This is a genomic window from Nitrosospira sp. Nl5 (assembly GCF_900102495.1).
Taxonomy (GTDB): domain Bacteria; phylum Pseudomonadota; class Gammaproteobacteria; order Burkholderiales; family Nitrosomonadaceae; genus Nitrosospira.
In genome coordinates, this window is the sequence record NZ_FMVQ01000016.1 from 1 (window position 1) to 22,296 (window position 22,296).

Here is a 22,296-nt window from a genome sequence, read left to right on the forward strand (position 1 = left end):
CAAGTGGGACAACGATCTCATGGAGCAACTCAAAAAGCCCAATGAGCATTCAACCCCGGCAATGGATCACTAACAACAATCCAGCAGGATCTACCTCCGCGCGGCTTCAACATCACGTTGAAGTCGCGTTTTTCTGTGCAGAGACTTTAGGGGGGAATGCGAAAATAAAAAGAAGCTAGCCGATAAGCCGGGTTCTGTCGTGGACAGTCATTCCTCTAGGCGCACGGTTACCCGCGCGCTCAAGCAACCTACCCGCAGGCTCAGCGAGCAGCATTATCGCCTGCCTATTTGGTCTTGCTCCGGATGGAGGTTACCGCGTTTCACCGTAACTTAATACGCTCGTCTCTGTGGCCCTATTCCTCGCCTCACGGCGGCCGGCCATTAACCGGCATCCTGCTCTGTGGAGCCCGGACTTTCCTCTCCCTGCTTCCATTACTGGAAGGCAAGCAGCGACTGTCTAGCCAGCTTCAATAGAGATGGTATCACCAAATCGGGCGAAAAATGCAATTTTGGGTGCTGTATTCTTACTCCTTCTTCCAGAAGGACAGGCTGCTGGCAAATTTCCTGCTTTTTGCGAAACATGAAACAAGAAGATCCTCGATTAGAAATATTCAAGTTATGATTTGGGATTCGTAAAATCGGTGGATTGTATGAAACGTCGCATATTGCTTATCCTAACGTTGGCTGTCATCCTTTCCGGATGTGCCGTCCTTGGATTGCGCGAGCCGCTTCGCGTCGCAGTGGCTGGAATCGAACCATTGGAAGGGAAAGGCATGGAGGCACGCTTCGCGGTGCATCTTAGAATTCAGAACCACGATGACAAACCGATCAATTACGATGGCATTGCCCTTGATCTGGATTTACGCGGAACAGGCTTCGCAAGTGGAGTAAGCAATCAGGGGGGCACTATTCCGCGATTTGGAGAAACGATAATCACGGTACCGGTAACAGTTCCCGCGACGGCAATCCTTCGTCATGCCTTTGGACTAGCCACCGGCGATCGTACCAAGGCCGATTACCGGTTGCGCGGCAAACTTGGTGGTCAGGGATTGGCTATCGGGCGGCAATTCGATTCGCAAGGAGAAATTACGTTGCCAACCATACCGCCGGAGAAGATGGACTGATTTCGATCGTTTTCGCTTGAACGGTATGGCCGGATATCGGATCAGCGGCCTTGCCATGGTACGAATCAACTATGATTCCTTCTTATGGTTTCCCTGAATCATGCAACACCATATTGTGCACGGTAGCTTTCTATCGCGTGAAGATCGCGTCTTAGATTCTTCCTATCGCGCAGGTAACTTGTAATGTCGTCCAGGTTGATAATACTGGCGACCTGAATTCCATACGCATGATGAACCTCCTGGGTAGCGGAACGCTCTCCATTACCTCTCTCCATGCGGTCAAGGGCGATGACGACTCCACAAGGTACAGCGTCCCAGGCGCGAATATGATTGACAGATTCGCGCACCGAAACACCGGCGGAAATGACATCGTCCACGATCAGCACGCGTCCGGCAAGCGGCGCACCAACCAGATTCCCGCCTTCGCCATGATCTTTTACTTCTTTACGGTTGAAACAGAAAGGATAATTATATCCGCTCTCGGCCAGAGCAATGGCGATAGTGCTAACCAGTGGAATACCTTTGTAGGCTGGACCAAATAGCATGTCAAACGGAAGCTCGGCGGCGAGAATGGCTTTGGCGTAAAATTGCCCCAGCTTTCGGAGAGAGGCGCCGTCATTGAACAAGCCCGCATTGAAAAAATACGGCGACATTCGCCCCGCTTTGGTTTTAAATTCGCCGAAGCATAGTACATTACAGCTGATTGCAAACTTAATGAACTCTTGCCGGAAATCGGGCATCGTTATGACAAACCGGAAAAATAAACGTGAGAATTATAACGCTTAACCTGAATGGCGTACGCTCTGCCGCCAGCAAGGGTTTTTTCCGGTGGCTCCCAACTCAGCAGGCGGACGTCGTATGCGTGCAAGAACTGAAAGCGCAAGCAATCGACATTACGGGAGAAATGGCGTCACCTGATGGCTACAACGGTTATTTCCATTGCGCTGAAAAGAAGGGATACAGCGGGGTAGGTATTTACAGCCGGCACAAGCCTGACAATATTACTGAAGGTTTGGGTATTGCGGAAATCGATGCGGAAGGACGCTTTCTACGCGCGGACTTTGGCTTACTGACCGTGATATCGATCTATTTTCCTTCCGGTTCCAGCGGGGAACACCGGCAAGCTGCAAAATTCTTCTTCCTGGAGCGATTCTTTCCCATGCTCGAAAAACTCGCGAGCTGCGGCAGGGAGATCATATTGTGCGGTGACTGGAATATTGCTCATAAGGAGATTGACCTGAAGAACTGGCGCTCCAACCAGAAAAATTCGGGGTTTCTGCCGGAAGAGCGCACCTGGCTTACTGGAGTTTTCGACCAGCTTGAATTTGTCGATGTCTTCCGGCGAATCAGCCAGGAGCCTGAGCAATACACATGGTGGTCCAATCGAGGGCAAGCCTGGGCCAAGAACGTGGGCTGGCGCATTGACTATCAGATTGCTACACCGAAGATTGCTGACAAAGCGACGGCGGTTTCAATTTATAAGGCGGAACGTTTCTCTGATCATTCGCCACTGACTATCGACTATGATTTCAGCATATGCCCTGAATATGGTGATTGACCGCTCACCTTGCGGCGTTATCCTCCAGCCTAAATGCCGGATCTAGAATAATGCCCGCTGCCCTGTCCGGCTGGCTGCATGCTTTTCGCGTTTACACCCATCCACGCGTGCTGGGAATGCTCTCCCTGGGCTTCTCCGCGGGGCTGCCACTGTTATTGATATTGGGTACCCTCTCATTCTGGTTGCGGGAAGCAGGTATCGACCGTTCCACTATCGGCCACTTAAGCTGGATCGGGTTAGCTTATGGCTTTAAGTGGATGTGGTCTCCGCTGGTGGATCGCTTATCGTTGCCGTTATTAACCCGATTACTGGGCCGCCGGCGCGCGTGGTTGTTGCTGTCCCAAATCGTTATAGCCATCGCTCTAACCGGTATGGCCACCACCGATCCGATCGAGAACCTGTCATATATGGTTTTTTTTGCTCTCGCCGTCGCTTTCGCTTCCGCCACCCAGGATATAGCGCTGGATGCCTATCGAATTGAAGCCGTAGCGCCGAGGCTTCAAGGGGCCATGGCGGCGACCTACCAGGGAGGGTATCGTGTAGCGATGATTCTTGCTTCGGCTGGCGTACTGTGGATAGCTGCGGCTGTAGACCCTTCGGAGGCTACTTATGACTATGCGCCCTGGCGTACCGCTTACCTGGCAATGGCCGCCTGCATGGCGGTAGGTATTATTACCACCCTTATCATTCGCGAGCCGGACGTTCCTGTCACCCGCCTTATCTCGGAAAATGAAGACTATGCCCGGAAAGCCATTGCCCATTGGAATTTGAACGCGCGCATCACGCAAATGCTGGCTTGGCTATATGGAGCGCTAGTAGCGCCTTTTCGGGATTTTATTGTGCGCCATGGACGGCAGGCCTTGTTGATTCTGGCATTAATCGCTACGTATCGCATCTCGGATGTTGTAATGGGAGTGATGAGCAACCCTTTTTATGTGGACATGGGCTACACCAAGGACGAGGTGGCAACTGTGTCTAAGGTTTACGGGGTCATCATGACGATTGCAGGGGCGGCCATAGGCGGAGTACTCACGGCAAAAATCGGCATCATGCGTACGCTGTTTCTGGGAGCGGTATTGTCGGCCGCAACGAATCTGCTGTTTGTCTGGCTGACCGGGCGCGGACACGACGTGACCGGGTTAATATTCACCATCTCTGCCGACAATCTATCAGCCGGTATCGCTTCTTCCGCTTTTATAGCTTATCTTTCCAGTTTGACAAATTCCGCCTACTCAGCCACACAGTATGCATTGTTCAGTTCGGTAATGCTGTTATTGCCGAAATTCATCGCCGGCTTCAGCGGTAATTTCGTTGACTCTTATGGCTACGCTAGTTTTTTTACCGGTACCGCATTACTTGGTTTACCGGTATTAGTGCTGGTATGGCTGGCCGGCCAAGCGAAATTTGAGACCGGGAATTCTACACCGGATAGCAATTCCCCCCGGACCTCAAGTGATGCTGATAAATGATCATTTCTGCTGTTCAAACCGATAAAAAGCCAACATTCCCATCAAGTTAGGAAAGAATTTGACCTGATGGTTCCCATTCATCACCCTGCGTTCGAGAATGCGTGCGCCGTGCTGGCGGCAAAATTCTTCAAAATCACCAAGCGTACAGTTATGAATATTCGGCGTATCAAACCACTGATAGGGCAGGGTCTCCGAAACAGGCATGTGGCCGGAGACAACCTGTAAACGATTTTTCCAGTAACCAAAATTGGGAAACGAGACGATGCCCTCTTTGCTTACCCGCAGCATTTCCTTGACGATGTTCTCGGTATTTTTCACTGCCTGCAATGTTTGCGAGAGAACAACATAATCGAATGATCCCGATTCGAAATTTAGCAGTCCCGATTCCAGATCGCTTTGAATCACGTTTACCCCATTATTGAAACATGCCAGAACATTGGCGTCATCAATTTCCACGCCATAACCACGGACATTACGTGCATCCCGCAAGAAACGCAGCAGGGAGCCGTCTCCGCAACCGAGATCGAGTACTTTCGCACCGGGCTTTACCCATGCCGCAATCGCGGCGAAATCAGGCCGGGAACCGGAGGATGGCATTGTAGACGTGCTCATTGTTCCTAAATTCCGGAGGTGGACGAACTGGAGTGTGCGTTTTTTGGGGCGCAAAGCCAGTGCAGTCCGTTCTGCCGCAAACTGGCGGAAAAGGTGAAGGTCAGGTGGCGCAAGAAACTTTTTCGGGTCATGGTACCGAGTTGAAAAATGAGTTGAGAAGGATATTAGCCCGCGGATTCAGGATTATTGCTAGTATATCCTGAGGATATGTTTACGCGCCAAACCGCCAAAGGAGAATCGGCGTCATAAGCGTCTAACCGTGGTGATATAAACTCTCACCTTATCCCGCTTCCTGGGCCATTTTCACGAGCGCACGTCGAGCCTGTTGCGCATCAAGTACCATTTCCTCAAAATGAAAACGCAAATGTTGGCCGTCCGCGCGCACATCGAAACCGTCGCAGTCGATGCCCAGCATTTCCACATCCAGCGCCTCGCATTGGTGGAAGTGCTGACAATAGCGGCGCATCGTATCGCAATGGTCAGAGTTCATATGTGCAATGACAGCGGCCTCCTGCTCAATCAACGGATAGCATGGCACCAAATAGCTGTTTGCCGCGACCCAGTGAATCTTACCGAAGCCGCCGATATAACGCAGTGTCTGCGGCATGATGCGATAGAAAGAGAAATCGCGCATGGTTAAATAGCATGCTGCTTCCGGAAAATGACGTAGATAACGTGCACCAAGACGGGGCTTATCCATCACCTGCCTCGCCTCCCCGACCATGCTGACACGCCCTTGCGACTGGATATCCACGTTGTTCTGGTCGTACGCGATGAGGCTGACGCGGCAATCATACTTGATGTTCCTGGTGTGTTCCGCCAACGTGCTGATAAGGATGAGCAGGCTACCATCGTGGTCCACGAGATAAGGCGCAATCGAGCCGAACGGATGACCATTGAATTTTCTCGATAAGGTGCTTAAGACACCATAACGATGACTACGTAATAGTTGGCGGGAAGCGCGCGCGTTGCTCATAAGATGGCAATAAGGCCGCCTTTGAAATGTAATCTGAATCTGCGGTTGGGGCGGGTTGGAGGGCGCGATTTCTGCTGTATGGGGCAAGCTGCAGCAACGCGAATGTGAAGCTTTCTGGGACTCACAGCCAGTAATTGTACCTATACGACAATATTATCCATATACGCTCGCACCAAGTCATGATAATGATGGTCTCCCATCAAGAAGGAGTCATGGCCATGGCTGGAACTGATTTCCGCATAGCTGACATTCATTTCATTATCCAGCAATGCTTTAACAATGGCGCGTGAGCGCTCCGGCGAAAAACGCCAATCGGTGGTGAACGACAGCACCAGGAAATTTGCTCTGGCGGCACGGAAAGCGGCGCTCAAGTCGTTATTGTGCTTGTGGGCGGGGTCAAAATAATCCAAGGCCTTGGTCATTAACAAATACGTGTTGGCATCGAATTGGTCAACAAATTTATCCCCCTGGTAACGTAAATATGATTCGATTTCGAATTCCACGTCGAAACCGAATGCCAGCGCTCCATTACGCAATTCTCGTCCGAATTTCGCTGCCATCGAGTCGTCCGACAAATAGGTGATATGCCCCAGCATCCGGGCAAGCCGTAAACCTCGTCTCGGCACTACTCCATGAGAATAATAATCTCCACCGTGGAAATCCTGATCGGTAATAATAGCTTGGCGCGCTACGTCATTAAATGCGATATTCTGCGCTGTTAGCTTGGCGGCTGCGGCGATGACGAGCGCATTCCGCACCTTTCCCGGGAAATCGAGTGTCCATTGCAACGCTTGCATCCCACCAAGACTGCCACCCCCCACTGCGGCAAATTGTTCGATACCGAGATGATCCGCCAGCCGTACCTGGGTTTCCACCCAGTCTTCCACTGTTACCATCGGAAAGTCCGCGCCGTAGCATTTTCCGGTCTTTGTATTGATGCTCGCGGGTCCGGTAGAACCATGACAACCGCCAAGGTTATTCACCCCCATCACAAAAAACTTGCGTGTATCAATGGATTTGCCGGCACCAATCATATTATTCCACCATCCAGCGCTCTTGGGGCTGTCAGCATAAAAGCCCGCCAGATGATGGTTACCGGAGAGTGCATGACATATCAGCACGGCATTGGATTTGGCAGCATTGAGTTCGCCGTAGGTTTCATATACCAACTCGTAGTTTTCGAGCACGGCGCCGCTCCTCAAATGCAGCGGTGCATCGAAGCGAACACGTTGCGGAGCCACAATATCAATCAAGCTGGAATCTTGCATTAACGTAAAGTAATCGAAAAAAACTGCTCACGACTTAAATGACCTGCAAAAACAGGTCTTGTTGTAATGATGCTATACAAATAATTATCGAGTGTTTTCTCCACATCCTTGCGGGTCAGTCACTCGATCGCTTTGATGCTTGATGCGAGCCTTGATCGGTAATTATAGTCAAACAAGCCTCTAAAAATTCAAGTTTTATGAACACCATCTTATAGCTAACCCGCTCCTCCATGCTGTCGTAAACTTGATTACTCCCGGAAAACGCTACTTGCATACAAATTCATTCCGCATCAGCTTTTATTTTCGCTTCATCTGGAATATTTTCAGGTGCTCCCGATAAAATCAGCTATTCAGCTTCGTTAATAATGCGTGAATTTTTCCTGGGTCATCGGCTTTAAGGATTTTTTGCGTGAGCGGTATGATATGTGGCAAATTACTTCTCAGCACCTCTCGTTTCACAGTCAGCAATTGTGCCGGGTGCATGGAAAACAGCCGCAATCCGAAACCTAGCAGTAGCCGGGTAAACAATGTGTCTCCCGCAATTTCGCCGCAGACCGCCACCGATATTCCGGTTCGGTTGGCGCTCCGAATGATGTGTGCGACAAGCCGCAACACCGCGGGATGCAGTGAATCGTAAAGATGCGCCACGGAATCGTCCGCACGGTCGATGGCAAGCGTGTACTGGATGAGGTCATTGGTACCGATAGACAAAAAATCCAGCTTGCGCATGAAAATATCGAGACATAGCGCCGCGGCAGGAATCTCTATCATGCCCCCTATTTGTAATTTCTCATCGAATGGAATATTTTCCTGGCGCAAACTTTGCTTCGCGCTGTCAATCAAGCTCAACGTTTGAATAATTTCGGAAACACTGGAAAGCATTGGCACCAGAATACGAATCTGACCATAGTGGGAAGCGCGCAGGATCGCGCGCAACTGGGTATTGAACATGTGCGGCTCGGCCAGACACAGGCGGATGGCACGCAATCCCAGCGCCGGGTTGGCAGCGACGCGCTTGGCGCTATCAAGATTTTTGTCGGCGCCCAGATCGAAGGTGCGTATCGTCACCGGCAGGCCCCGCATTTTCCGAGCCACGCTACGGTAAGCTTCGAATTGTTCATCCTCGTCAGGCAAACTGCTACGATTGAGAAACAGGAATTCGCTGCGGAACAGGCCAATACCTGTTGCACCGTTCTCTTTCACCTGTTCGATGTCCTGAGGTAGCTCGATATTGGCCTGCAATTCTATCGCGGTACCATCGAGCGTCTTGGCAGCGATCGTTTTGATGCGTTTCAGTTTCTGCTTTTCCAGCTCAAACTGACTCTGGCGCAACCGGTATTCCGACAGAACCTGCTTGTCAGGATCAACAATTACTACGCCCTGATTGCCGTCCACGATCAGAATATCATTGTCGCGGATCAGCCGGCGTGCATGATGGAGCGCCACGATGGAAGGAATGTTGAGACTGCGTGCGACGATAGCGGTGTGAGAAGTTAAACCGCCCAAGTCAGTGAGGAATGCGGTAAACCGGTGTTGCTTGTATTGAATGACATCGGCGGGACTTAAATCATGGGCTACCAGTATGCTGTCGCCGTCACGCTTTAACGAGGTTGGAATGTAGCCTGGATGGCCCAGCAAGACTTTCAATACCCGTTCCACCACCTGGATCACATCGGTCTTGCGCTCGCGCAAATAGGGATCCTCGATCTCCTCAAACTGCGCCATCAATACATCCATCTGCTGGGTAATCGCCCATTCGGCATTACATTGGCTTTGGGCGATATATGCTTTGGCTGCAGTGGAAAGTGTGGGATCATCCAGAATCATCCGATGCAAATCGAGGAACGCTCCATATTCTGCAGCTGCCGGACCGCTGACGACAGAGGCATGCAGCGTCTCAATCTCTTCGCGGACCATTGTGAAAGCAGTGTCGAGCCTGGATATTTCATTATCGACTTGATCCTGCGGCACGATATGATGCGCTACCTCCAGCGCCGCATGGGAAGCGAGATATGCATGCCCTATCGCGATACCGCCGGAAACGCCGACGCCGTGCAATGCAAAGCTCATTCACTTTCCCCGAAGCGATTCCCGATCAAGTTTACCAGCGCCTGCATCGCCTCGGCTTCATCGGCACCGGTTGTTTCGATACCCAGGATGACTCCCTTGCTTGCAGCCAGCATCATCACTCCCATGATACTTTTCGCGTTGACTTTGCGATCATTTCGCGATAACCATACCTCGCTCTGAAATTGACCGGCCAACTGGGTGAGCCTTGCTGAAGCACGCGCATGCAATCCCAATTTGTTGAGGATTTCAACCTCCTTATATTGCATTATGCAACCTTGAATCAATGCGTATGACCCCTTCTCTGCCACCGGTCAATGCTTTATCCCCTGCCACCGCGAGGGACTCGTTGCGGTAGGTAAGCGCTCGCACCAGCATCGGCAAATTGACTCCAGCGAGACATTCCACCCTGCCCGGATTGACTAACCGGCTGGCGATATTGCACGGGGTTGCCCCACAAATGTCGCTTAATACCAGTACGCCGTTACCGCAATCGAGTTGCCCGACCAATTCCAGCGCTTTCGGCATAACAACATCGGGATCATCGTGAATGGAGATGCTCAGTTGCATCAAATGCTGCGATTTCGTCCCCATGACATGGTTGGCGCAATGAATAAGGCTGTCGCCCAGGTTGCCGTGAGAGATAATCAAAATTCCAATCATGTAATGCTCTGCTATTCAATAAATGGTGAATTAAATATGCTTTTCCAGCGCATCCACCATCATTCCAGCTACGTTGAAACCAGTCTGATCAGTGATTTCACGCATGCAGGTTGGACTGGTAACATTGATTTCGGTTAGATAGTCCCCAATCACGTCCAGTCCAACCAACATTAAGCCATCGTTATATAGCGCGGGTCCCAATGCTTCCGCGATTTCACGGTCGCGCGTCGTTAACGGCTGTGCTACACCGGTACCTCCCGCCGTGAGATTGCCGCGCGATTCACCTGGCATCGGAATACGAGCCAGCGTGTAAGGTACCGCCTCGCCGGCTATCAGCAGAATACGTTTATCACCTTGACTGATTTCGGGGATGTGGCGCTGAGCCATCACCGTGCGCGTTCCGTAATGCGTGAGAGTTTCCAGGATTACGCTGATATTGTGATCCGCGCTGTGAATGCGAAAAACGCTGGCTCCGCCCATGCCGTCGAGCGGCTTCAGCACAATGTCGCCATGCTCGCCGAGAAAATTGCGAATCAGATATTCCTGCCTCGTCACCAGAGTAGGGGCGGTAAATTGTGGAAACTTCGCTATGGCGAGCTTCTCGTTATGATCCCGGATCCCTCGTGGGCTATTCATGACACGGGCACCCTGATTTTCCGCCAATTCCAGCAGATAAGTACTATAAACATACTCCATGTCAAAGGGAGGGTCCTTCCGCATCAGCACGGCGTCAAATTCTTGCAGCGGCGTTTCCTCAGGTTCTTCTACTCGATACCAGGAATGCTCATCTGCCTGGCCGACTAACTCCAGCGTACGGGCGAATCCGACCGTTTTGCCACCTTTCCACGCCAAATCCCCTTGTTGCATGGTAAACAGCTGATGCCCGCGAGCAGCCGCTTCATGCATCATGGCAAAGCTCGAGTCCTTATACGTTTTAATCGAATCCAGCTGGTCGAGAATGAAGGCGAGTTTCATTTATGATTATCGATCATCCCGAATCCCGCATGTCATAATCATCCCCTACAATGCAAAGCGACAGGAATTCGGCATCGAGTTTATTGAAGCAGTCGGGAAATAAATTTTGTATCTCCATAGATGCCAGCTTGAAGCCGCTGCTGCGAAAATCGGGGTAACGGTTAAATGGCACGTATTGCCGCCATCGGCCATACAACGCTCGATGGAACAATATGGCATCAACGGCGCATCTTTCCAGATCGAGAATCGGGCCACTCGGGCCAGTCGCAAGACGAGGCACTGGCATGGAATAAAGATAACGTTTGAGGATAACCACATTGTACATCACGTACTGCCGTAGTCCGTGAATATTGAAATCGTTTATCGGTCAGCCTAATCCGGCGGTTGGGGCAAGGTTGAGTATGCAGTTGAGGTACAGGACAAGGCGTAACAATGCCGAATGCGACCGCTCAGGCCGATAAGCTTGAAAATGTTAACCGCTGGGTTCAGGTTGAGAAATTAGCGTAGTTCACCCAAGGTATATAACTCCGGATTGAAGGAGGTTTTGTATTTTTGTGGAAGCTCGTCCATTGCAGCGCTGGCTTCCTCGCGGCTGGGATAAACTCCATATGTCACCCTGAATTTGGCTTTGCCCTCGGTATCCACCGCGTGTACATAAAGGTCAGATAAATTGATTAAACTTTGAGCACGACCCAGAAATCGTTCCATACGGTCGGGCTGGATATTTTCTGTGGCGAATAGTTGAATACTGTAATAACTATTGTCCAGCTTGACCATAACTTTTTTGGTTGCGTCAACTCGCTGCTCCAGCAAGCCATGCCCCGCCAGCTTCACCCCGCCGATATCCAGGCCGGCAGCACGCTGCGATCCGGCCGCGTCAGCTAATCCCCCCTGGGCGGAAGTGATCGTTCCTACCCCGGCCCCGGTGGATACAGGGGGAACCTCGGGTATGGCTGCCAAGGAGGCCGGGGGCGCGGGAGGCACCTTGCTTTTCGGCGGGGCTGCTGAAATTGGGGGAGGGACGCTGGGAACAGCCCTTTCGGTCACCGCGGGGTAGTTGGGGGACGAGACTGGTATTGACGTTATCACTTCACCGGGGACCGAAGCAACGGTAGGGGTAACATGTGTTGACTCTGGGCGCAGGGCCTGCCACCCTAGAACCCCCAGGACAATGACCGCCAGCACCGCGCTTGCACCGGCTCCCCAGTGATTCAGCAAATGGGACCAGCCACGCAAATCAGGCCGGCGCTTGATCCCCGAGTCTTTAATGGCCATCTCGACGTGCTGGGCTTCTACGTTGCGCGTATGGGCACTGAACGCTGCCAGCAGAGATTTATCGGCAAGATTGTTTATCTGCTGCGCGAGCCCGCCGGAAGCCATGGTGATTAAACTTACCGCTTCAGGAGTAAAAATGTCCGGGCCGCGGTATCCCGCCGCGCGCATGCGGAATATCAAGTAATCCTTTACCGCTTTAGCGTTGAACGGTTGGGTGGCGAAGTGATGGGTGATGCGATTCCTGAATTGACGCAGTTGCGGCAAAGCCAGCGTATTTTTCAATTCAGCCTGGCCAAACAAGACAATTTGCAGAGATTTTTGGCGGGACGACTCTAACTCGTACAGCAGCCGCAACGCTTCCAAAGTCTCCGCCGGCAGGGTGTGGGCGTCATCCAGTAACAATACGATTTGCTTGCCGCTGGCGTATTGCTCGATCAGCGCATTCTGCAGTTCCGATATTGCAGCGGTGGGGGGCACTGCGGCGGTACAGTTTTCACTCAGCTTGAATTTTAATGTGTCGGCAATGCAATGGAAAAGCTCTTCTTGCGACAAATTTGGCTTGCCAAGATAAATTGTTTTTATAGTGGCAGGCAACCGTCTCATCAACAACTGGCACAGCGTCGTTTTGCCGCTGCCGTTTTTCCCCGTGACCTTGATGATGCCCTCGATACCCTCGCCATGCGTAAGCATGTAAATGAGCGCGTCCAGCGTCACGCCCCGGCTGGCTCCATCATAAAAACAATGCGTGACCGGAATAGGAGCAAATGGCTGTTCAGAAAGCCCAAAGTGGCTAAGATACATTATTACCTCATGCGTTTAGAAGTGCGCCCATGCGTTTGCAAACGGCGTGTAAATAATGGAATTTATAGCGGCACGTACGGGTGGTCAGTATAATCATCTTAATCGCGGGAAAAGCGGTTTTAACATACTATTTGCCTTGTCTTGATCCCGGTTGCTGGAGTATAGTTCGAGTCTGCCATTATATTATCCAAGCGGAAGAGCGCGCCGGTTTCATCGTCGCCGCCGAAGGCGCAACCCCCCGGAATCGCTCAGGCGTAGATCAGGTTGATCTGATCCTTGAGAACCGCTTGTGACAGGCAATCTGGAGAGCGCCAACATCGAGTTTGGCCACCGAAGGGGCACGCGGGACAGACATTCCGTAATCTCTCAGGTAAAAGGACAGAGGGGTGAAGTCATGGACGTGACTTCGCCTTTTTTATTTTTGGGACGCTCACCTGTGAAAACGACCTCGCTTAATCAAACTCACCGCGACATGAATGCCAAGATGGTCGATTTTGGTGGCTGGGACATGCCTTTGCATTATGGTTCCCAGCTTGACGAACATCACCAGGTACGTAGTGATGCGGGCATGTTCGACGTATCGCATATGTTGGCCGTGGATATCAAGGGGGAAGTGGCGCGTGCTTTTTTTCGGCGCCTCATCGCCAATAATGTGGACAAGCTGACCCAGCCCGGCAAAGCCCTTTATACTTGTATGCTCAACCCCCGGGGCGGGGTGATCGATGATCTCATCATTTATTTTCTGACTGAATCGCATTTCCGCATGGTCGTGAATGCGGGTACTGCTGACAAAGACATGGCGTGGATGCTGGCGCAACGCGACCAGCTCGCACCTGGGCTGGAGATCGTCCCCCGCCGTGATCTAGCCATGATCGCGGTGCAGGGGCCTAATGGTCGCGCCAAGGTTTGGCAGGTTATTGCCGGGGCTCAGGCTGCAACTGAGAACCTGAAGCTGTTCCAGGCGGTAACGTATGATAAATATTTTATTGCCCGTACCGGTTACACTGGAGAGGACGGCTTTGAAATCATGCTGCCGGCGAACGATGCCGCAGGTTTCTGGCACGCGCTTCATGCCGCAGGGGTGGCGCCTGCGGGACTCGGGGCGCGTGACACATTACGGCTCGAGGCTGGAATGAATCTTTACGGACAGGACATGGATGAAACCACCAGTCCGTTAGAGTCCGGGTTGACCTGGACGGTTGATCTGAAAAGTGATCGCGACTTTATCGGTAAGCAGGCACTGCTGGAAATGCCTGTGAAACAGCAATTAATTGGTTTGATTTTACTCGAGCGGGGCGTCCTGCGCAGCCATCAGAAAGTTGCTACGCGGTACGATGGCGATGAAGGCACCGGCGAAATCACCAGTGGTGGATTTTCTCCCACGCTCAATCAATCCATTGCGCTGGCACGCCTGCCACTAAGCGTATCCCCTGGAGATGAAGTGCAGGTATCGGTACGGGACAAGATGCTGCGAGCGAAAGCGGTAAAATATCCGTTCGTGCGAAATGGCAAAAGTCTGGTTTGATTTGGACAGCGGCACAAGTGTCATTTAATTCTGGAGCAAAAACATGAGTATTCCAAATAATTTAAAATATACCAAATCGCACGAATGGGTAAGGCTTGAAGACGATGGCATCGTGACGGTCGGTATTACCCCGCATGCACAAGAGTTACTGGGAGATATGGTGTTCGTGGAAACGCCGGATATAGGGCGCAAACTCGACCAGGGAGAAGAATGCGCCGTCGTGGAATCGGTCAAGGCGGCAGCCGACGTGTACGCACCTATTTCGGGAGAGGTAACAGCAGCCAACCCCGACCTGGAAACGGCCCCGGAAAAAATTAATCAGGATGCCTATGCAGCATGGCTTTTCAAACTAAGGCCGGTAAATGTCGCCGATCTGAACAATCTGCTGGATGCAGCAGGTTACCAGAAACTACTCGAAAGCGAGGAAGATTAATCAAGCCGTGAGCCGTCGAAAATGAAATACGGATAATATTCTCAGACTTTACGTTTTCACTCCCTACGTTTCATTTTTCATGACAATGACCTACGGAACAAATCATGCCGTTCATTCCTCATACTGAAGAAGATATACGCGCCATGCTTGAAAGCATTGGCGCAAACACGATTGATGATCTGTTCGATGAAATCCCTGCCGCCCTGAAAACCGGCACCTTGAAAGGTGTTCCGCCCGGCTTGAACGAAATGGAAATTTCACGCCTGATGCTGGAAAGGTCCGAGGCGGACGGTCGTTATTTCAATTTTATCGGCGCTGGTGCATACGAGCATCATATCCCGGCCGCAGTATGGCAGATTACTACGCGTGGCGAGTTCTATTCCTCGTACACGCCCTATCAGGCGGAAGCGAGCCAGGGCTCCTTGCAACTGCTCTACGAATATCAGACCATGATGGCGTCGCTGACCGGGATGGATGTTTCCAATGCCAGCATGTACGACGGCGCGTCTGCGCTGGCTGAAGCGGCATTAATGGCCGTGCGTTCGCATAAGTCCTCCCGCCGTATCCTGATGCCGGCCACGATCCATCCTGTTTATCGCAGTGTAGTGCGGACCATTGTTAAAAACCAGGGGATTGAGGTCATCGAGCTACCCTATTGCAGGCAGTCTGGCCAGACGCTGCCTGAGTCTCTGGATGAGTTCGGCCAGGAGGAATTTGCGGCGCTGGTCATTCCCCAGCCTAATTTCTTCGGCGTGCTTGAACAGGTCGATGCCCTTACCGATTGGGCGCATAGCAAGAACGCACTGGCAATTGGCGTCGTTAACCCCATGGCGCTGGCGATGCTCACCCCTCCCGGCGAATGGGGCGGCAAGGGAGCGGATATAGCGGTAGGGGAAGGTCAGCCATTGGGAATTCCGCTCTCAAGCGGCGGGCCTTATTTCGGTTTTATGGCCTGCAAGCAGGCGCTGGTGCGCCAAATGCCGGGACGTATTATTGGTCGCACAACCGACCAGGACGGCAAGCCTGGTTTTGTCCTCACGCTTCAAGCGCGTGAACAACATATCCGGCGTTCCAAAGCCACCTCGAACATCTGCACTAACCAGGGGCTGATGGTCACTGCCGCCACCATTTACATGGCCCTTACTGGACCGGACGGACTGCGACGGATCGCCGTCCAGTCGCATGCCAACATTCTGGCTCTGCTGGAAAAACTGGAGCCCCTGAAAGGAGTAAAAAGAATTTTCAGTGGACCAGTGTTTCACGAAGCGGCCGTTGCACTGCCCGCACCGGTTGACGACGTATTGCGCATGCTTAAAGGCAAGCAGATATTGGGTGGCCTGAATTTGAAGGAATATTATCCAGAGCTTGGCAATACGGTGTTGATATGCGCAACCGAAACCAAAACAGCCGCGGACCTGGGGAATTATGCCAATCACTTAGGCCAGGCACTTGATAATATAAGCTCCGTTAATTCTCGCGCAACCTCAGCTACATCACTCTCAACTTAAGGAGAATAGTCATGGTTACTCTTGCAGGCAATCCCATCAAAATTGAAGGCAGCTTTCCAAAGGTAGGCGACAAGGCGCCGGCGTTCTCGCTGGTGAATAAGGACTTGAAGGATGTAACGCTGGCCGATTTTGCCGGCAAGAAGAAAGTACTGAACATCGTTCCCAGTTTGGATACCCCGGTCTGTGCCGTCTCTACTCGCAAATTCAACGAAAAAGCCAGCAACATGGACAATACCGTAGTATTGATAATCGCCGCTGACTTACCTTTTGCAATGAGTCGCTTCTGCGACATCGAAGCGTTGGATAAGGTGGTGGTATTGTCCACCATGCGAGGATCCGGGTTCATGAAAGATTACGGTGTTGCCATTACCGATGGCCCACTGGCCGGTATCACCGCCCGTGCCGTTGTGGTACTGGATGAAGACGACAAAGTGATCCACGCTGAATTGGTGCCCGAAATAAAGGACGAACCCAACTACGATGCAGCTTTGGCTGTACTAAAATAGCCCCCCATACTTCTTGATGCAACGGATATCGTGAAGGCATGTGCAAGCGGGCGCTGGCAAATTTGCATTTTAAAGACCCTTAATAACACTCACCGCAAAGGCTCGGATTCCATCAATGTTGATATTTGAACACTCCCGCCCCGGGCGGCGCAATTACTCTCAATCCCCGGCAACAGCCGCGGAAACGGGAAATATTCCCCAGAATCTGCTGCGAAAAAGGCCGCCGCTGCTGCCGGAAGTATCTGAAATGGATGCGGTGCGTCATTACACAAGATTGTCGCAAAAGAATTTTTCGATAGATACCCAGTTCTATCCACTTGGCTCCTGCACGATGAAATACAACCCGCGGGCATGCAACTCGCTGGCCATGCTGCCGCCATTTCTTGCGCGGCACCCACGGGCGCCGGAAAGCACCGGTCAGGGTTTTCTTGCATGCATGTATGAACTGCAAGAAATATTGAAGGATGTAACCGGAATGGCGGGCGTCAGCCTCACACCAATGGCCGGCGCGCAAGGCGAGCTGATCGGCATAGCGATGATACGCGCCTATCATGAATCGCGCGGGGATGCCGCTCGTACCGAAATTATTGTACCCGACGCTGCTCACGGCACCAACCCCGCCACAGCGGTAATGTGCGGCTACAAAGTGGTGGAAATATCCACCGACAAGGAAGGCGATGTGGATATGGAGGCGCTGAAAGCGGCGGTTGGTCCGCAAACCGCGGGATTGATGCTGACCAATCCTTCCACGCTTGGTGTATTTGAGAAGAACGTCGCCGAAATGAGCAGGGTTGTCCATCAGGCGGGGGGGCTGCTGTATTACGACGGCGCAAATCTGAACGCGATACTGGGCAAGGTAAAACCGGGCGATATGGGTTTTGACGTCATTCATATCAACCTGCACAAAACTTTCTCCACTCCCCATGGCGGCGGAGGACCAGGTTCAGCCCCAGTAGGTGTCGGTAAACGTTTGTTGCCGTTCATGCCCGTACCGGTGGTGGCATTTGAAAAAGGCGCATATCGCTGGCTGGCGGAAAAGGACATCCCCCAATCCATTGGCAGGCTTTCGGCACATATGGGCAATGCAGGCGTACTGCTGCGGGCTTATGTATATGTACGCCTGCTAGGAGAGGAAGGAATGCATCGCGTTGCCGAGTTCGCCACGCTTAATGCCAATTATTTGATGGCGGAATTGAGCAAGGCGGGTTTTGAAATCGCCTACCCCACCCGCCGTGCCAGCCACGAGTTTATTGTCACGCTGAAAGACCTTAAGGAGAAAACGGGCGTAACCGCAATGAACGTGGCAAAGCGGTTGCTGGACAAGGGCTACCATGCCCCCACCACCTATTTTCCGCTATTGGTGCCAGAATGCCTGCTGATCGAACCCGCGGAGACCGAATCAAAGGAAACGCTTGATGCATTTGTCGCGTCCATGAAAGAAATCCTGGAAGAAGCTCACACCCAACCGGAAATGGTAAAAGGTGCTCCTCATACCACTCCAGTGCGCAGGCTCGACGATGTAAAAGCGGCTCGGGAACTGGATCTGGTTTGGAAGCAGACTTGAAAATCAATTTGATTTAACCTCATACAAAGTAGCCCCCATCCCATCAGCCAGATGCACACACTCATTTGCGGTTCCATTGCGTACGACACCATTATGGTGTTTAACGACCATTTCAAGAATCACATCCTGCCGGAAAAGATTCATATTTTGAATGTCGCTTTTCTGGTGCCGGATATGCGCCGGGAGTTCGGTGGCTGCGCCGGCAATATCGCCTACAATCTGCAAATGATAGGCGGCAACCCGCTTATAATGGCTACAGTAGGTGACGACTACCAGCCATATGCGATTCGATTGAAGGGGCTGGACCTGATGCAAACGCATATACGGCATGTACGTGACACCTTCACTGCGCAAGCGTTCATCACCACCGATCTGGCGGATAACCAGATCACCGCTTTTCATCCTGGTGCGATGAACTTCTCGCATGAAAATCATGTGGCCGATGCGAAAGAGGTGAGCCTTGGCATTATCGCTCCGGATGGGCGCGATGGTATGGTGCAGCATGCGGACGAATTCCATGAGGCAGGGATCCCCTTCATGTTCGATCCTGGCCAAGGACTGCCTATGTTCAATGGCGAAGAGCTGCTGGATATTATCCATAAGGCCGATTACGTCGCTGTCAACGATTACGAGGGCCAGTTGCTGCAGGAGCGCACCGGACGTACGCTGGAAGCGCTGGCAAAACTTGTGAAGGGGTTGATTGTCACAAAAGGCTCACTGGGCTCGGTAATTTACGCCGACGGTCAACAGATCGAAATTCCGAGCGTTAAGGTAGATAAGCTGATCGATCCGACCGGGTGCGGCGATGCGTATCGCGCTGGGTTGCTTTACGGGATCAGCAACGAAATGGACTGGCAGAGCACCGGTCAGCTTGGTTCGCTGATGGGGGCACTGAAAATCGCGCAGCGGGGCGGGCAGAATCACAGTGTCAGCCAGGCCGAAATTGATCAACGGTATTTTGAAGTTTTCGGCAATCGCATTCTTCTATAACGAGGGACGCAATGAGACGGACGGGTATTTTCGCAGTGGCGTTGATATACTCATCTGTGGCCGTTTTGAGCGGCTGCGCAGCGGGGCTGTCGGGTAGCGACTACTCTCGTGGCCAGGCTCGGCAAGAACAAAGCGTGCGCACCGGCGTGGTGGAAAGTGTGCGGGAGGTGAAGCTCGAAGGTACGCGCAGTGGTATTGGGGCAGTAGCAGGAGGCGCGGCCGGCGGCATCGGTGCCAGCACTGCCGCCGATGGCACTTTAGGCGCACTTTTCGCGGTTCTCGGTGCGCTTGCCGGAGGACTTGTGGGTCAGGCAGCGGAACAGGGAGTGACGAGCAGGAAGGGACTGGAGATCACGGTCAAACTGGACAATGGCTCGATGGTAGCGATCACTCAGGCGGCCGATGAGGAATTCAAGCCAGGTGAGCGGGTGAGAATCCTGGGAGGAGGCGGCGTTTCGCGCGTATCGCACTAGTCAGGCTCCGGCGCAGCGGACTTGTATCGAGACCATCATTCGTCATTATTGATGCGATAATAATGGCATGCAAAAGGCTAACACCAGCACCACTACCAGCCGGCCGACACAAATTTTCCGGTCCATCCGCTTGCTGCTGCATATCATTTCGGGCTTGGTGCAATCCGCAGTATATCCACATCTCAATCAATCAGCACAAAGACGCATGGCGCAACGCTGGTCGGCAAGCCTTCTTGCGATTTTATGCGTCAGGTTGCGCTACAGTGGGGCAGTGCCCGGTCCCGACATAGAGCGGGTAATGCTGGCGGCCAATCATGTTTCCTGGATAGATGTATATTCTCTGATAACGGTGTGTCCCGCCCGTTTTATAGCAAAATCAGAGATTCGAAGCTGGCCATTGCTTGGCTGGTTGAGCCGGAATGCGGGAACACTATTCATCGAGCGCACTAAGCGTAGTGATACTGCCCGGATAAACGAGGACATCAGCAATGCGCTGATCATGGGAGACCGGGTTGCCGTGTTCCCGGAAGGCACGACCAGCGACGGTACCATGCTCCGGCATTTTCATGCCTCGCTATTGCAACCGGCGGTAGCGGTCAAAGCGATATTATGCCCGGTTGCGATACGTTACAGCGACGCTGCGGGAGCGATCAGCAAGTCGGCGGCATTCGTTAATATCTCGATGCTGGAATCGCTGCGGCGAATATTGCGGCAACCATGGATTGAGGTCGAATTAATTTTCGCCGAGCCTATTCATAGCAGCGGAAGAAATCGGCGCGAACTGGCACGTTACGCTGAGCAGGCTATTGCCGACGCTTTGTCTCTTCCGCTGCCGCACAAGACACCTGGAAAACCTTTCGATCTTCCAGTCGCACAGCAGTGAGCCTTCCTCCCCATAAACAACCTGTATCCAGTGCTATCAGGTTATCTCTAATTTGCAAACCCAATGCCGACCAGTGGCCGCAAACAACGATGGCTTCCCGGCTCCCACGGTTCGGCACCTCGAACCACGGCAGGTAGCCGGGCGGTATGTCCTGCACCAAACCCTTGTGAGCGAAATCCATCCTTCCTCCAGCGGTGCACACACGCATACGCGTCATGGCATTGATGATTACTCGCAAGCGCGCATAACCCTCAAGGCTGTCATCCCAATGGTCGGGCTGGTTGCCGTAGATATGGGAGCAGAATTTATGGAAGTTTCCGCTACGCAGCACCCCTTCGACCAATTGAGCAAGCAACGTGGCCTGCGCCACGCTCCAGGAAGGCAGCAAACCCGCATGTACCATGACGTAATCCCCGTCCACATACAGCAGCCGCTGATGCCGCAACCAATGTAACAATTCGCTCCTGTCAGGCGCATCGAGTATATCTTGGAGCGTGTCGTCCCGATGCAGTTTGGTACAACCTTCGGCAACCATCAGCAGATGCAGGTCATGATTGCCTAACACCATGATTACGGCGTCATTTAGTTCCTTGACGAAACGCAATACGGCCAATGAATCCGGTCCGCGGTTGACAATATCTCCCACCAGCCACAACCTGTCGTGTGCACGGTCAAAACCGATCAAGTCAAGAAGTTGCCTGAATTCCTTATAGCAGCCTTGCAGATCACCGATTGCGAAAGTAGCCATGTTTTAGAGTAAATCAATCAAGTACTTCTCCGCAAGCAGCGAGCACTCACCGCGCTTCTTACTTCTTACAATCCTCTGGCTTTCAGCCAGCGCCTTCCCCCAAGGGACGGGGAATTAAACCCATTAGGTTAAAGCTGTATCGCGGGAGACCTCGGATTCATCAGTCACATTTAGTGACAGGGGCCCTGTCAAAAAATAGGGCGATATGGATTTTCCCTATCGCCCCGTTATCTCGTACTCCTGTCTTCAGAGAATCATTTTGCCTCGCTCACCATGTAATCCACCACCGCCTTGACGTCAGCATCGGACAGACTGGCGTTTCCGCCTTTGGGAGGCATCGCATTCTTGCCCTTGAGGGCGCTGTTGTAGAGAGTATCCATACCAGTCTTGATGCGCGGAGCCCATGTCGATTTGTCGCCGAGCTTGGGCGCGCCTGCAGCCCCTGTTGTATGACAAGCAGCGCAGCTGGCTGTGTAGATAGTCTTGATTTTGTCTGCGCCGTCAGCTGCCGCCACGGAAGCAACCACCTCATTCGCTGCCTGGCGGGTTCCTTCCAACTTCTCGTCAGCCTGCGGGGAGCCACTTGTCACCAGCACGCCTACCGGTTTTATACGCTTTTTCACGGCTGTATCCGAGAAAACAGGATTATTTTGATCTACCGAAACATCGGTGGTGACAAACCGTGCCAGCAGTAAAATAATCACGACTGGAAACAGAAAAGCGGCCAGAAGAACCGTGACCAGTTGTTTCGGCGTCTTGATACCGGAGGAATGCCCTTCTTCATCTTCAGTGCCGCTCACAATAACTCCCCAAGGAAAAAATGGTTATTGTATAGGTTCGTGCCCGTTCAAGCAAAAACACAAATCTGTTTACGTTGG

General features: G+C 52.3%; 23 protein-coding genes, 1 other RNA gene and 1 riboswitch. Of the genes, 11 read left to right on the forward strand and 13 right to left on the reverse strand.

Translation table 11 applies throughout. The annotated features are described in order from the left end of the window. Window positions 1–167: 167 nt before the first annotated feature. Window positions 168–469, reverse strand: an RNA gene (rnpB, locus tag BLP45_RS12755) — RNase P RNA component class A. 181 nt (window positions 470–650) lie between these two features. Between rnpB and BLP45_RS12760 the strand changes: the two genes are divergently transcribed. Then, complete coding sequence (locus BLP45_RS12760; RefSeq protein WP_090372875.1) at window positions 651–1,124, forward strand: LEA/WHy family protein; 474 nt, start codon at window positions 651–653, stop codon at window positions 1,122–1,124. A 98-nt stretch (window positions 1,125–1,222) separates the two neighbouring features. Here the strand turns inward: BLP45_RS12760 and pyrE are convergent, their stop codons facing one another. Then, complete coding sequence (gene pyrE / locus BLP45_RS12765) at window positions 1,223–1,864, reverse strand: orotate phosphoribosyltransferase (RefSeq protein ID WP_090372876.1); 642 nt, start codon at window positions 1,862–1,864, stop codon at window positions 1,223–1,225. Window positions 1,865–1,890: 26 nt separating this feature from the next. Between pyrE and BLP45_RS12770 the strand changes: the two genes are divergently transcribed. Then, the gene (locus BLP45_RS12770; RefSeq protein WP_090372877.1) at window positions 1,891–2,682 is read left to right on the forward strand and encodes an exodeoxyribonuclease III; all 792 of its coding nucleotides are present in this window, start codon (window positions 1,891–1,893) and stop codon (window positions 2,680–2,682) included. 50 nt (window positions 2,683–2,732) lie between these two features. Next, window positions 2,733–4,151 (forward strand): AmpG family muropeptide MFS transporter, encoded by a 1,419-nt coding sequence (locus BLP45_RS12775; protein ID WP_090372878.1) that lies wholly within the window; start codon window positions 2,733–2,735, stop codon window positions 4,149–4,151. Here the strand turns inward: BLP45_RS12775 and metW are convergent, their stop codons facing one another. The 9 genes from metW to BLP45_RS12820 all read right to left on the reverse strand — a co-directional run bounded on the left by metW (window position 4,152) and on the right by BLP45_RS12820 (window position 12,788). Continuing rightward, window positions 4,152–4,763: a methionine biosynthesis protein MetW gene (metW, locus tag BLP45_RS12780; RefSeq protein WP_090372879.1), complete on the reverse strand. Its 612-nt coding sequence runs from the start codon at window positions 4,761–4,763 to the stop codon at window positions 4,152–4,154. Window positions 4,764–5,043: 280 nt separating this feature from the next. After that, window positions 5,044–5,739 carry a HugZ family pyridoxamine 5'-phosphate oxidase gene (locus tag BLP45_RS12785; RefSeq protein ID WP_090372880.1) on the reverse strand — a complete coding sequence of 232 codons (696 nt, stop codon included), beginning with the start codon at window positions 5,737–5,739 and terminating at the stop codon, window positions 5,044–5,046. 140 nt (window positions 5,740–5,879) lie between these two features. Beyond that, window positions 5,880–7,007 (reverse strand): homoserine O-succinyltransferase MetX, encoded by a 1,128-nt coding sequence (locus BLP45_RS12790; protein ID WP_090372881.1) that lies wholly within the window; start codon window positions 7,005–7,007, stop codon window positions 5,880–5,882. Between the two features lie 342 nt (window positions 7,008–7,349). Next, window positions 7,350–9,077 (reverse strand): phosphoenolpyruvate--protein phosphotransferase, encoded by a 1,728-nt coding sequence (ptsP, locus tag BLP45_RS12795; RefSeq protein WP_090372882.1) that lies wholly within the window; start codon window positions 9,075–9,077, stop codon window positions 7,350–7,352. Beyond that, window positions 9,074–9,343 (reverse strand): HPr family phosphocarrier protein, encoded by a 270-nt coding sequence (locus tag BLP45_RS12800; RefSeq protein ID WP_090372883.1) that lies wholly within the window; start codon window positions 9,341–9,343, stop codon window positions 9,074–9,076. The genes ptsP and BLP45_RS12800 overlap by 4 nt, the downstream gene beginning before the upstream one ends. Beyond that, window positions 9,333–9,737: a PTS sugar transporter subunit IIA gene (locus BLP45_RS12805; RefSeq protein ID WP_090372884.1), complete on the reverse strand. Its 405-nt coding sequence runs from the start codon at window positions 9,735–9,737 to the stop codon at window positions 9,333–9,335. The genes BLP45_RS12800 and BLP45_RS12805 overlap by 11 nt, the downstream gene beginning before the upstream one ends. A 30-nt stretch (window positions 9,738–9,767) precedes the next feature. After that, window positions 9,768–10,712, reverse strand: coding sequence for a glutathione synthase (gene gshB / locus BLP45_RS12810; RefSeq protein ID WP_090372885.1), 945 nt, complete (start codon window positions 10,710–10,712; stop codon window positions 9,768–9,770). A 13-nt stretch (window positions 10,713–10,725) separates the two neighbouring features. Beyond that, a complete protein-coding gene (locus BLP45_RS12815; RefSeq protein WP_143002446.1) occupies window positions 10,726–11,040 on the reverse strand; it encodes a glutamate--cysteine ligase in 315 nt (104 codons plus the stop codon). Between the two features lie 170 nt (window positions 11,041–11,210). Beyond that, a complete protein-coding gene (locus BLP45_RS12820; RefSeq protein WP_090372887.1) occupies window positions 11,211–12,788 on the reverse strand; it encodes an AAA family ATPase in 1,578 nt (525 codons plus the stop codon). A 291-nt stretch (window positions 12,789–13,079) separates the two neighbouring features. Then, window positions 13,080–13,180: riboswitch (glycine riboswitch) on the forward strand. Window positions 13,181–13,182: 2 nt separating this feature from the next. Between BLP45_RS12820 and gcvT the strand changes: the two genes are divergently transcribed. From gcvT to BLP45_RS12865, 8 genes are all read left to right on the forward strand, one after another. Beyond that, window positions 13,183–14,313, forward strand: coding sequence for a glycine cleavage system aminomethyltransferase GcvT (gene gcvT / locus BLP45_RS12830; protein WP_090372889.1), 1,131 nt, complete (start codon window positions 13,183–13,185; stop codon window positions 14,311–14,313). Between the two features lie 43 nt (window positions 14,314–14,356). Continuing rightward, window positions 14,357–14,746, forward strand: coding sequence for a glycine cleavage system protein GcvH (gcvH, locus tag BLP45_RS12835; protein ID WP_090372890.1), 390 nt, complete (start codon window positions 14,357–14,359; stop codon window positions 14,744–14,746). A gap of 104 nt (window positions 14,747–14,850) precedes the next feature. Next, window positions 14,851–16,254 carry an aminomethyl-transferring glycine dehydrogenase subunit GcvPA gene (gene gcvPA, locus BLP45_RS12840; protein ID WP_090372891.1) on the forward strand — a complete coding sequence of 468 codons (1,404 nt, stop codon included), beginning with the start codon at window positions 14,851–14,853 and terminating at the stop codon, window positions 16,252–16,254. Window positions 16,255–16,265: 11 nt separating this feature from the next. Further along, entirely contained in the window at window positions 16,266–16,760 is a 495-nt protein-coding gene (tpx, locus tag BLP45_RS12845) for a thiol peroxidase (protein ID WP_090372892.1), read from the forward strand. A gap of 115 nt (window positions 16,761–16,875) precedes the next feature. Then, window positions 16,876–18,324, forward strand: coding sequence for an aminomethyl-transferring glycine dehydrogenase subunit GcvPB (gcvPB, locus tag BLP45_RS12850; protein ID WP_090372893.1), 1,449 nt, complete (start codon window positions 16,876–16,878; stop codon window positions 18,322–18,324). 51 nt (window positions 18,325–18,375) lie between these two features. Then, window positions 18,376–19,314: a carbohydrate kinase family protein gene (locus tag BLP45_RS12855; protein WP_090372894.1), complete on the forward strand. Its 939-nt coding sequence runs from the start codon at window positions 18,376–18,378 to the stop codon at window positions 19,312–19,314. Window positions 19,315–19,325: 11 nt separating this feature from the next. Beyond that, a complete protein-coding gene (locus BLP45_RS12860) occupies window positions 19,326–19,787 on the forward strand; it encodes an outer membrane lipoprotein (protein WP_090372895.1) in 462 nt (153 codons plus the stop codon). Between the two features lie 67 nt (window positions 19,788–19,854). After that, window positions 19,855–20,670 carry a lysophospholipid acyltransferase family protein gene (locus BLP45_RS12865; RefSeq protein ID WP_090372896.1) on the forward strand — a complete coding sequence of 272 codons (816 nt, stop codon included), beginning with the start codon at window positions 19,855–19,857 and terminating at the stop codon, window positions 20,668–20,670. Here BLP45_RS12865 and BLP45_RS12870 read toward each other — a convergent pair. After that, the gene (locus tag BLP45_RS12870; protein ID WP_090372897.1) at window positions 20,591–21,418 is read right to left on the reverse strand and encodes a symmetrical bis(5'-nucleosyl)-tetraphosphatase; all 828 of its coding nucleotides are present in this window, start codon (window positions 21,416–21,418) and stop codon (window positions 20,591–20,593) included. The genes BLP45_RS12865 and BLP45_RS12870 overlap by 80 nt on opposite strands. Window positions 21,419–21,672: 254 nt before the next feature. Beyond that, window positions 21,673–22,218, reverse strand: a complete 546-nt coding sequence (locus tag BLP45_RS12875; RefSeq protein WP_090372898.1) for a c-type cytochrome — start codon at window positions 22,216–22,218, stop codon at window positions 21,673–21,675. Between the last annotated feature and the right edge of the window lie 78 nt (window positions 22,219–22,296).